This window comes from Psychromonas sp. KJ10-5 (assembly GCF_055808325.1).
Window position 1 is genome coordinate 2036584 of the sequence record NZ_CM147864.1, and the last position, 13047, is coordinate 2049630.

Sequence of the window (13047 nt, forward strand, 5' to 3'; positions counted from 1 at the left end):
CACACCAATACCCCGAGTGGGGGAAGAATATTTACTATCTCGTTATGTGCCCCGAAGCGCCTCAGCGAATAAAAATAGTCACGATCGCTTTTTTCCGAAAGCAAGCATAATAGTAAACAGATATTTTTTGATTTTATGGGTAGCTAAGGTAGGAGATGCGAGATAGCCCCCTCATTTAAAATGACGTAAGTTAATTATATAGGCTCATGCAGACCTCGTTGCTAGTCAGCTCAGGTATAAACTAATCCAATCAATCCTACTATCAACATCACTTAGATAAAAGTTGAGCCAACGTTTTCGATTGAGAAAAAATTCTTTCTGTTAACATATCTTCAGGATCCATTGCATTTGGATTGTACTTAGAATGTTGAATAACTTGAGATATCTCGATATCCTCTACGTTTTGCTCAAAAGGGTTCATTGTTTTGACTGGATCATTGTTATTTTCTATATCAGCGGAGTTCTTTTTATTTTTTTTATCCGCCGATTTATCGCTAGAAACCTTTTGCTTTAATAAATAAAGTTTATCATAAGCTTCTATAAAGTGTTTTGTTTCAAGAAACTCTCCATAACTTAATGCTAACTTTAGAGATTCTATAAGAAAATGCTTTAACTTTCTATTTTCACCTCTACAGACAGCAAACAGAGCAACGGCAGTATGCTTACCTCCAAGTTTAGGCGGTTCATTAAAGGGCATATGTTTTGCTAACCCCATCAGGTATTCACGGTAGTATTTATGATCTTTTAGAAGGTTAAAGTACTCAAGCTTTCTTCTGCGAAACAAACGGGATGACCATTGTGGCTCTTCTGCTATTTTATCCGCCCAAGGCATCCCTACTAATACAATTGGCACTTTAGCTTCTTCGCTAATGCGCTTTAATGTATTAGCAACATCTTGCCGATCTCTAAAGTTTTTGAACTCTAATAACTCTTGAAATTCATTTAGAATTAGCAACTCAACTTTAGCCCGTATTAAACTTTTTATTACCTTTCCCGTTAAATCCGTTTGATATCCACGCTTTTTTCTTTGACTACTGCCAAACAGTTCAAGATCAATGAGTATCTGAATTAATGTTGCATCCAATCCTTTTCCATTTGATATTCGACTCACCAAGATTGGCATAGTCCCTCGACTATAATTTTGAGTCGCTAAGACTCTTTTTTTATAATGTTTAATTATATGAGTTTTCCCAACACCTGTATCTCCTGTTAATAACATACATTGTTGATCTGATTGAAATTTACGATTTAATCTTAACTCATCAAAGTCATTTAAAATCACCTGAATTTGAGGGTGAATAACAATACAATCACCAAATATACGCAACTGTTCAAGCTGAGATTCAGTTAACTCATTCATTAAAAAGCCTCTAAATCTTCATCATCATCCCAACTATCCAAGATATTACCCGTACTGATAATTTGCTTATCAAGTACTTCGATCCTTTTTTTATCGCCTTTTATATTAATGGTTCCCTTTCCTGTATTACTAATATCAGCTAATTGAGCCTGTTTTTTCGCAGCAGAAATTTTACGCTTGCTTTTGGAGTTTTTAAAAATTTCTTGTTCTTGCTGTATTCGATCATAAGTTGCCATTCTAGCTTTAGCTAAACCTAAAACATCTTTGCCCTCTCTAATTATTTCACGATTTATTTTTTTTATTATTTTATGCTCGTATAGGCTAAGCCCTTCAGCATACCCAGAGGCATCTGTACAGGGGACTTCAAGATAACCATCTAACTCTTCAAGATAAACATTAATTTTTGAAATATCATCTGGATCAACCTTAATAAGCTTTTTAACTGAGTTTTTAGTTTGCGGATATCGCTTACGATAATCAGCTAATGCTGTTGAGTCATACATTAACTCTTCGAATTTAAATCCATTTCTCGTTAACGTTCGTTCATCAGAAATATACATCAACACATTAAAACGCTCTTCGTCTTGTTCACTCATTTTGAGGGGAGGATAGATTTCAAAGCCTCTTCTCCATTGCTTGATAGGAATACGAGTATCTCGGGAATCACTGTCTTGATGGTAAATATCAACAACCCAACGATGAAACTCTTCAACAAACGTTGAAAACCTCATAATTGCATCTTTCTTTGGATTATATTCTTCTTTTTCAAGAATATTTGAAAAAGTCTTACCGGGTAACTCAGATAAAAAGTATTGATTAATCATTCCAAAAAACCTTTCAACAAAAGGTTTTAACCAGGGTTTACGCACAGGGTTGTATTGAATATTGATGCCTGTAGCTTGACATGCATGCTCTAGGCTTTTTGACCAAAACTCTGCTCCGTTATCTACAACTAAGCTTTCAAATTTTCCATAGCAGGGCCATTCATTTTGCAGCTTAATATTTAAGTGGTCTAATTTTTTTGGTTTGATTGCATGTGAAATAGCCTTTGCTGCAGACACATAAGATGGCGCTTTATAGCTTAGGTGAAACCCTAAAACACAGCTACTAAACACATCAACGACTAATGTTAAGTAAGGTCGCCCAATCGGAATCATTAACTCATCATCCAGTAAAATCAAATCAAGTGGAGTATGATCTATTTCTACCCGCTCTAATATACGTGTAGGCGGTATATGAGATGAGCAATAAGCAAACCATTGATCAGCTTTGAATTTACCATGTCGAGCAATGGCTGTCGGATAAGGGGGAAGTGATTTAATTCGTTTATTAAACGCGTTATAAGAAACAGTTGGAATTTTTCCATCAACAATATTTTCATTCGCAATAATAATAAGATCTTTATAATATTGGTAAGCTATAGATATTTTAGGTCTTTTGGCATCTAGAAAGCGCTCTAACGCTTTATTAAAAAACGAGCTATCACCATCTACACGTTTTGTTCTGTTGCCCATTTTATGATTTCCAGCGACCAATGAAGCAACATCGCCATCACTTTCTATATATTTTTTACGCCAGCGAACAACCGTCCGCCAATTAGGCCTTATTGAATTGTCTTTAACAAATAACTTATCCAATATTGGATCTATATTTTTTTGAGTCCATCCGCCAGGATTTTGTTTGTCTATGATGCTTATAAGCTTATATTTATCAAACGCTTTATCTTTCAAGAAATTAGAAAAGGTATCTAAATCTCTTTTAACCAGGTTTGCATCTTCTAATTTAATATACTGAGGTGGGGTATCGGGCTTGATGGGTATTAACTCTTCCGAAAATTCATCAAAAAAATCACTCATACTGAAAACCATAACTTAGGATTATTAGTTAAATCATCATTGTTTAAATCTGCTTTTAAAAAACCTTTATGAAGCAAAGCATAAAGGAAAGATCGGGCCTCACCTGTTGATAAGTTAAATTCCGAAGATATGTCGTTAAGCTTTACCACACCTGAATTTTTTATTGTTTTAAGCAACTCTTTTTGGATAGCACTTACCCCATAAATACCAGAATAACGATGTAAAAGTTTTAAGTTATTCAAAACAGGATTAACACGGATTTGTTTATCTGTAACTAAAATAAGATCACATCCCAATGCCAATGAAGCTTCTCTTCTAGCTACAAATTTCTCTCTGAATATAGGAGATGAAATTTTACTGTATGGTTTGTATTCATGAAATATTTCTACACCATCAAAATATTCAATTAGTGTATCTGGAGTGTAAGGAAGTGTTTTCCCTCTAAATTGATATTTAAAGCCTTGAGGTTGGCTTCCATAACTTTTAATTGCATCATTATATTCATGATGAAAACAGGCATCGAACTCCAGTGTACTTTCACACATAATCACATCACTAATTTTTGTACTAGCAAATTTAAATACATTTTTATTCGGTGAAGGCTTACGTAAATTTCGTATATACATAAAACAAACCTGATTATTTTTTGTACAATAAAGTATATACTAGTTTAAAAATAAAACAATTTGTCAGACTATGATTGTGATTCACAATAATCCATTGATTTATAAACCTATTTTTTTGTAGTTTAATTACATTATTATTTTTTATGTCAATGTATGGTTTAAAATTGTCAAAGTATGGTTGTTTTATGTCAAAGTATGGTTGTAGCGACAAACAAATATCTATATGGAATAGCTTCCTAGGTTAAGCACCAATAGCTTTTTTGACGTATACGTCAAATCTGTTTTTCTTTGTTTTAATGCTCATGGAAGGCTTTTTATCGTTTAGGAATGGCGCGTAATCGGGGCGCTTTACTACCACTCTATATTTAGCCGCATTTAATGCTACGTCCAATAAATCATCTGCATCGAGATCTGCGCCCACAACGCCTTGGAATACACGCATCTCTTTTTTTACTAATGCGGATTTCTTTTTATGCGGGAACATGGGATCTAAATAAACCACGTCTGCTTGGTGGTGTTGTAAATAATCGTAACCACTGGCATGCGTTAAACGCATACGTTGTTGCATCCAATCGCCTATCTCTGCATCCAAATAGGCACGCTCAAGGCCATCTTCTAATAATGCAGCGGCAACGGGTGAACGTTCAACCATATCCACGTTACAGCCTAGTGAGGCTAATACAAAGGCATCTCTTCCTAACCCTGCTGTTGCATCAATCACATGTAATTGAACACCTGCTTTCATACCAACCGCTTTAGCAATTGACTGCCCTTTGCCACCACCAAACTTTCGACGATGGGCTACAGCACCAGAAGCGAAATCAACAAAAACCAGCCCTTGTTGTTTATCATCTAATTGCTCTAAGGCTAAATATTCTGGTAACAGGCGTAATTGAAACTGTTCACTTTTTTGTGCAACAAAGCCCCATTTTTCACGTAATTTTTTTGCTTTAGGCGCTAAAATATTTTCATTACAAATTAATGCGATATCCATTACATATCATCCTCGGTTAATGAAGTAGATAATAATGCCATCATATCGATCGGCATGGGTTTGCCTAAGTGATATCCTTGCGCAAAATCGACACCAATTTCATTTAACTTTTCAATTATCGCTTCGTTTTCTACATACTCTGCGATGGTTTTTTTACCAAACAGATGGCTTAATTCATGGATCGTTTTAACGATACCAAAGTCTTGCTCGTCAGTGGCCATGTCTTTAACAAAGACACCATCAATTTTTAAGTAATCGACATTAAGACGCTTTAAATAACCGAATGACGATAACCCAGTTCCAAAGTCATCTAAAGCTAATTGGCAACCCAGTTGTTTTAAAGAGTTAATCAGTTTAGAGGCATTAGTAAAATTACCAATGGCGACGGTTTCAGTGATCTCAAAACATAATTTTTCTAAAGGCAGAGAAGAGTGCATGAGTAGCTCTACTAAATCATCAATAAATTGTGGGTCACCTAAGGATTGTCCAGATAAATTAATGGAACACATATTTAACTGTAAAACATGCTCTGGATGATTTTTCAGCCAGTTTAATGTTTTAGTAATGATGATCATGTCTATCTTGTCCGCTAAGTTATAGCTTTCAGCGATAGGAATAAACTTAGCAGGCGGCGCAAGCTCACCGTTCTCATCAATCATGCGTGTTAATATTTCATAATGCAGGTAGTTTTCATCACCATTAACTGGCTTAATTACTTGTGCATATAAACAAAAACGCGTTTCATCACGTAAAGCATCTTGTACTTTATTGACCCACACCACCTCTTCACGGCGCAGTTCTTCTTGGATATCCTCTTCATAAATATGAATACGATTACGGCCTGATTGCTTTGCTGTGTAGCAAGCACTGTCTACACAATTTAAGGCATGAACCCCATCACGATAGAAGTGTGATAACTCAGTTAAACCAATACTAACCCCTAAGGAGAAGTGATGCCCTTCCCATAGGAAATAATGCTTAGCAATGGCTGAAATAATGCTCTCAGCTGTTTTTTGTGCCTCGTCAAGCTCTGCATTAGGTAAAATAATAGCAAACTCATCTCCACCTAACCTTGCCACCATTGCTCTTGCAGAAACACTCTCCGTCAAGATGGTAGAAATTTGACGTAAGACTTCATCACCAGCATGATGCCCACAGGTATCATTGATGATTTTAAATTTATCCATATCAAGATACATTAAACAACATGGTGTGTGGTGCTGTTTTACTTCATCTAAGTTTTTCTCTAACTGGCTTTCAAAAAATAATCTATTTTTTAATCCGGTTAAATAATCATGAGAAGCACGATAATTTAACTCTTTCGATAGCTCATAACGCTCGGTGATATTTTCACAAACTAAAAAGTATTGATCGTGGCCTTCTATTTTACGCACTCTTTCGTTAATCCATACTTTTCTACCATTTTTAGTAGAGTAGGATATTTCGCGAGTACGTAACATATCTTCTTGATCGGCACATTCTGCTAAATAATTTTTTAAATCATCGATATTAATTAACTGAGAATAAAGGGTGACTAAATTACGCCCAACTAACTCTCCGTCACCGTAACCTAATAAGTTACAACCAAATTTATTACATGAAAGAATCAAGCCCTGAACGTTTAACATTAATAGCATGGAAGGACTTTCATCCAACAATAGGTTAGAACGTTTATTGGCTTTTTGAATCTCTTCTTCAACGGCTTTGATGGAACTTATGTCCCTTGCTTCAACAATGATAGAGGTAATTTCGTGACGAGGGTTATTGACACTACGCTCATTTTTTACCGGCTGTATGAAAACATCAAAGGCATTACTATGATGATTTTTATCGATTAAACGACATTCAAAACGTGCGGTTTTACCAACTCTTGCTTGACCCATTGCAGACTTTAGTTTTTTCTTGCTCGCCGCGTCATGTTGCCACCACGGAGTTTCCCATAGGATCTCTCCATTGATGTCATTTTCATCCATGTTAATGAAGTCTAATGCTGTTTGGTTAGCTATTTTTATTTCGCCAACCAGATCTAGAATAAAAATAAAATCATAGGAGACATTAAAGATATTATTCACTCGCTCATGTTGTGCTTTAAGCGAGGTTGTGGTGTTGACTAAGTTCGTATATTTGCGCCATATCCAAATGGTGATTAAACCTAAAATAAACAAAATGGCAGATAAGATAATGATGCTAAAATCAGTTTCATTTTGTTGTATAGGCTCATTAATGATTTCATAACCACTTGGTAAATCGTTACCTTTTAGCCCCCACCTTAATAACTCAGCATATTGTATTAGATGCTTATTACTTAAACTGACTTCCGTTGGTAAATCTTCTACTGCAACCCCCTGAAGTAAAGTTAATACTTTATCTGCAGCTGCTTCACCTTGAGAAAAGCCACTGGTTACTACGCCGCCTAATACTCCTTCCATTAAGTCATGCTGATGAATAACAAATAAAGGAATTCTAGCAATAGCGGTCAGAGATTTGAGGACATCTGTACGGTTTAAACTTAACCCGCCACTATCTTTTGAGAAGTCACTAAAGACTAACAAGGAGTTACTAGGTGCTTGACTAATAGTTTTCTTCAAAGAAGAGGGAGTCTCATTGTTTAAAATGAAAATACTTTGTTGGTTAAAGTCTGATAATAGCTCACGCTCACTTTCATTTAATTGGCTATTCTCTGCACTACCCGTGACAATATAAACATCAATGGTATTCGGAAATAGCTTTAATCCGAGAGCAACGGTTTCAACAATATTTTCTGGCTCTATGACAGCTGATATTGCATGAGTAAACTCAGTTAAGCGATTCTGTTTTAACTTGGTGCCAGTGAAAATAACAGGAATATTGGCAAATAACCTTTGCCCATATTGTCTTACCAATTTTAATGCATTTTCACCACTTACAATAACTGCATCAAAACTCTTGATATCAAACTTTCTTGATAAAAAATCTACTTGGCGAATTAAGGCTTGATCAGACATTAGTTGATTACTGTCTAAATAGGAAACATATAAAGAGATGTTACTATCGGTAAATTTTTGCTCGATCCCCTTCTGTATTTCACGAGTTTCTAGATCGCCTTGATATTCAGAATGAAGTACTAAAACTTCAGCAGATAAAACCTGGAGAGAGATAAAACATGACAACAATATATAGCATTTAACTATAGTCTTTCGGAGGGTAAACTTTAAAAACGTAGACAAGGTAATTTCCATATAAAAACAAATGCTAATCGAACTATCATATACTTTATTCAAAGCAAAAAAAAGCCAGTCAATAGACTGGCTTTCGTTTCTCTAAGGCAATAACGCTTATAGAGGAGTTATGATGTATAACAAGTCGCCACTTGACACTTGTTGTCCGTTTGTATTGATAATACGCTCAATACGGAACTTAGTGTTTGCATCATATAACACAGCATCTTTACGGTTAAAGCTGCCTAGTGTTACTGGTGAGAACATCTTCATTGCTTCCATTAAACCTAATGTTTGTTCAATACCAACAATATCACCTTCTAATACAAAATCAGGTTCAGCTGGAGATGAAGCACGGTAGAAGATACCAGCACTTTGTGCAATTACTTTCAGCTCGTTACTACCATCAACTTGAATTGACTCAGCAGCACCTTCAAGACCAGATGCAGCAGAAGCTTCCATCTCATCAATCATAACTTGCTGATCAAGTTTCGCCATGAACTTAGGTAAGTAAGTTGTATCGTAGTTACCGTTTAAGAACGTTTCATCTTTCAGGATACGTTGTAATAATGGAATGTTTGTTGCGATCCCTTTAATACTTACTTTATCTAAGAAAGCTAATAGTTTCTTAACTGTATCGTTACGATCTTTACCATGACAAATGAACTGTGCCACTAAGCTATCATAGTAAGGTGATACTTCTTTACCTGTTGCTATCATAGACATTACTTCAACGTCATCTTGCTCAGGGATGATGCATTCAACTACTTTACCAGGATGTGGTAATAGTTGCATAACGCCATCAGAGTCAATACCTGCTTTCTCAGCAGTCACACGTACTTCGATTGCGTAACCTTCTTTCTTAGGTGTTAGCTCAGAAATATCTGCACCCGATGCAATATCGTATTGTGCTTTAACGATATCAATACAAGAAGTCGCTTCAGTTACTGGATGCTCTACTTGAAGACGCGTGTTCATTTCCATGAAGTAGATATCATCTGCATCTAGGTCGTAAATAAATTCAACCGTACCTGCGCCCATGTAATCAACCGCGTTAGCTAAAGCAGCGGTATGTTTCAGTGCTTCTTGCTCTAGTTTTTCAGGCAACATTGTAGAAGCAGATTCTTCAACTACTTTCTGGTTGTTACGTTGTACAGAACAGTCACGAATACCTAATACTTTTGTATTACCGAATTTATCACGTAATAACTGAACTTCGATGTGACGAAGAGATGTAATGTATTTCTCTAGGTATAAATCACCGTTACCAAATGCACTACGAGCTTCTGCAGATACTTGGTTGAAACCAGCGAACATATCTTCAGCTTTATTGATAACTAAGATACCTTTACCGCCACCACCATTTACCGCTTTAAGCAGTACTGGGTAACCCATTTCGTTTGCGATATCTAACGCTTGCTCTGCACCGCTTAAAATACCGTGAGAACCAGGTACTACTGGTACGCCATTGGCTTGAGCAGTTTTAATCGCATTAGATTTATTACCCATTGTTAACATACTGTTCATGCTTGGACCAACAAAGTTAACGTTGTGGCTAATACATAAATCAGCAAATTGTGGGCTTTCAGATAAGAAACCGATACCTGGGTGTAATGCATCTACTTGCTCATATTCAGCAACTTTTAATACTGAACTTGCATTCAAGTAACTTTCATCAGATGTGTTACCACCTAAACAAACTAGCTTATCACCTTCGCCTAGCATATCTGCTGGTACAGATGTCATATCTGGGTCAGACGCAACTAACACGACGTTGATGTTATTTTGCTTAGCGATACGGATTAATTTAACCGCAGTACAACCACGTGCGTGAATTAATACTTTCTTAACTGGATGCATTAATTGACGAGGATCTGACTTAGTGAAGTTATCTTCTTCAGCTAGGTTACAAACTGGAACAAAACCAGATAGTGCACGTTGAATCGTCTCTTCAACGGTTGCAACAGGCATTGGCATGTTTTCATCTATTTCACGTAACTTACTATTTAAATCATCAGAGAACGGGTTGATAACTAAACCATCCATTGCACCTGGTACACGAGATAAGTAGTTAGATAACGTTGAAGTCGACGGTAAGTAAGCAGGTACAACCATTTGACCAGCAAACGGCATATTTGTACCAGATAGGTAGTACGTTTGTGCCATTGGGTGTGTTACAAAGCTTGCTTGAGCACCACCGGTACAGTCACCGTAACCAAACATAACAACGGGTAAGTCATTATCACGGATAAAACGAGTGATACGGTCGTTCACTACCGACATAGAGAATAGTGCAGCAGCACCCTCTTTAGTTTGCATACCACCAGAACTGATGAAAGCAATAACCGGCAAATGTTGTTTTGCACATTTAACTAATAACGCACAGAATTTCTCAGCACTTGCCATATCGAAGGCACCAGCTTGGAAAGACAAGTTAGAGACAGCAACACCCACTCGCTGAACTTCACCACTTTGTAAAGTAAAGTCACCGGTACCAGTGATTAAACCACAAGGTTTGATGTTTTTATCTAATGCATCTTCAACAGATAAACGGAAACCAGGGAACTCTAGTAAGTTAGCTGTCATCAAGTCTGCACGAGACTCTTTAAAGTTAGCAAAGAACTTTTCAATGATTGCTTGATGTGAATTGTTCTTTTTGTTTTTCTCAGAACGTAATACAGCTTGAATCAATAGATCTTGGTAACCCATAGTTAAACGGTTCCAGAAATCTTTACGACGACCGATTCGTACTGGGTTAATCGCACCATTGTATGAGCTTTCATCTTCACGGCTGTTGTAGTATTCAGGCAACAGTTTTTCGAATAAATAAGTCAGGATAACAAATAAACTTGAGTTCATTTGCGGTGCACCGATACTCTTCCACTCTTCAACTTTAGCTAGAATTTCACCACGCTCAGATTGCTCTGTAAAGTATTGTAGCCATGCATTGAAAGTCACTTTCAATTGCTCGTAATCATCATCACTTACTTTACTTAGCGCAGCTTTTAATGAACTACGAACTAAAGAAGATACAGATTCACGAGATAGCTCTTTTGTAGCCATCGCTTCTTTAGCAATAGACGCTAAGTTACCCATTGTATTGTCGTATAACGCGTTAAACACTAACATATGACGACAATGTAAGATGAAGCTTTCACGTGTTTCAACATGAGAAACAGCATCAATAATGTTTAAGTCAGCAAGATCAGGCCATGATTCCGTTAACGGTGCTTTCTCTTCATTCTCTAAATGCTTAATCAGTGAATGGAAGTTATTTTCAGCACTGGTTTTCCAACGGTTGTATAAAGACCAAGTTAAGTTAATCATTAACGTACTACGTGCATTATCGTAGTTAGCTTTTGGTTCACCTAAAATAAGTTTGGTCAATACATTACGCTCAACGCTTTTATCTTCACGTTTTTGTAAGAATGATTTCCAGTTCTTGTTTAGCGTATCGTCGTAAATTAACTTATCTGGATTTTCTAACCAGTTTAAGAATATTTGTTTACGATCAGCTTCGATACGTGCTTTTAAATCACCTTCTGGTACAGTCAGTTTTGATAAACGACCGTATTCGTTCTTCTGAATCGCTTTGATACGAGAACGTAGTGTTAAATAACGCATGTAACGGTAAGTCGTACCGAATGCATTATTATGTGATGTTGGGTTTTTAGCTAACAAGCGTGCTTCAGTTGCATTTTCAATCGCAGCAAGCTTACTTGATGGCTCAAGGTAACGAGATAAACTACGGTTGTAATGCTCTAATAACTCTGGATATTGACGAACGAAGTCTACTGACTTAGCTTCAATAGATAAGATACCTGACACAATCGCTTTTTGTAGGTTATGCTGGCGTTCGTCTTGGTCAACTGGAGAATAATCAACAATACCATCGATACAGCCCATTGTAAGCAGCTCTTCTGGAGACACACCTACTGATTGAGCACATTCCTGCCATGATAAGTTGTACTTACGTGCAATGCTTTGTAAACCTTTAGGCTGGATTGTATTAAATATACCATCACGAACAGACAGTAAAATGTTAGCTGTTGCTAATGGGATTGCACCACCAGAGTAACCAACACCTACAACGATACCGATAGTAGGGACATCAACGTTCGCACTTTCAGTGATCATTTGTGAAATAGTATGTGCTTGGTTTTGGCTATTCGCTTCTTCACCAGCATCAGCCCCAGGAGTGTCGATTAAGTACACAATAGGTAATGATAGGTCAGCAAATTTACGAATAGCTTTACTTGCGGCTAAGTGATGCTCAGGCATCCACGCGCCATTATTTGAGCTGCGCTCTTGAGCAATAAAACCAACACGTCGGCTGTATCCGCCGAAATCTAGTTCCATTTCTGCAGAGTAAAAAGCGCCATTAACTTGTTCAGTAACAATCTTACCATTGAAGCCTTCTACAATGCTTTTGGCACCGGGACGTTTGTTACTTTCAGCCGGAGTGACTGTTCGCGCAATATAAGCATCCACATCTAGCTTTTTAATTGTCGCTAAATTTGACTTAATTCGCTTACTTTCAATAAGACCTTCTACACCATCTGTTTTCGATGGTAATGAATTGTCTGGAAATAAAGAAAAATCTTTTGCGATATGCTCAGCATGAATAAATAGCGGATCTGCAATATTATTCACTTCAAACTGAGAAGATGAAGGTTTTCCTGTCATATAATTACCCTTGCAAGAAAGTGATGGAAAAAATAAATGCCGTAATTTACAACTTATTAGCAGATGATTCCAGTATTCAGCTCTATTCAACATGAATCATTTGTTAATAAATTGTATATTCTTTGGCTTGGGGCCAATAATAGCCCAAATATACAACTATTCTGATCTATTAAGATTAAAAAAACAACAAAATAGCAACAGTTACACTAAGTTGTGAAGTCAACCCAATGTAAATAGTATTTAACGCTTTGCTTTAAAAATTTAACAAGTCTCTAAGACTAAGGGAAACTTGATAAGTTTAGTATGCAAATAAATTATTTTAATGGCT

At 36.6% G+C, this 13047-nt stretch carries 6 protein-coding genes; all 6 read right to left on the bottom strand.

Annotated features, from left to right (window positions below):
- Nucleotides 1-268 precede the first annotated feature (268 nt).
- Complete coding sequence (locus AC0L3W_RS09060; protein WP_409439108.1) at nucleotides 269-1360, bottom strand: TniB family NTP-binding protein; 1092 nt, start codon at nucleotides 1358-1360, stop codon at nucleotides 269-271.
- Complete coding sequence (locus AC0L3W_RS09065; RefSeq protein ID WP_409439107.1) at nucleotides 1360-3216, bottom strand: Mu transposase C-terminal domain-containing protein; 1857 nt, start codon at nucleotides 3214-3216, stop codon at nucleotides 1360-1362. Before AC0L3W_RS09065 ends, AC0L3W_RS09060 begins: the two co-directional genes overlap by 1 nt.
- Nucleotides 3213-3842 carry a TnsA endonuclease N-terminal domain-containing protein gene (locus AC0L3W_RS09070; RefSeq protein WP_409439106.1) on the bottom strand — a complete coding sequence of 210 codons (630 nt, stop codon included), beginning with the start codon at nucleotides 3840-3842 and terminating at the stop codon, nucleotides 3213-3215. Before AC0L3W_RS09070 ends, AC0L3W_RS09065 begins: the two co-directional genes overlap by 4 nt.
- A 241-nt stretch (nucleotides 3843-4083) precedes the next feature.
- Nucleotides 4084-4836 carry a class I SAM-dependent methyltransferase gene (locus tag AC0L3W_RS09075; protein WP_409439105.1) on the bottom strand — a complete coding sequence of 251 codons (753 nt, stop codon included), beginning with the start codon at nucleotides 4834-4836 and terminating at the stop codon, nucleotides 4084-4086.
- Nucleotides 4836-7988: an ABC transporter substrate binding protein gene (locus tag AC0L3W_RS09080; RefSeq protein ID WP_409439104.1), complete on the bottom strand. Its 3153-nt coding sequence runs from the start codon at nucleotides 7986-7988 to the stop codon at nucleotides 4836-4838. Before AC0L3W_RS09080 ends, AC0L3W_RS09075 begins: the two co-directional genes overlap by 1 nt.
- 162 nt (nucleotides 7989-8150) lie before the next feature.
- Nucleotides 8151-12719 (bottom strand): ATP-binding protein, encoded by a 4569-nt coding sequence (locus tag AC0L3W_RS09085; RefSeq protein WP_290040324.1) that lies wholly within the window; start codon nucleotides 12717-12719, stop codon nucleotides 8151-8153.
- Nucleotides 12720-13047 lie beyond the last annotated feature (328 nt).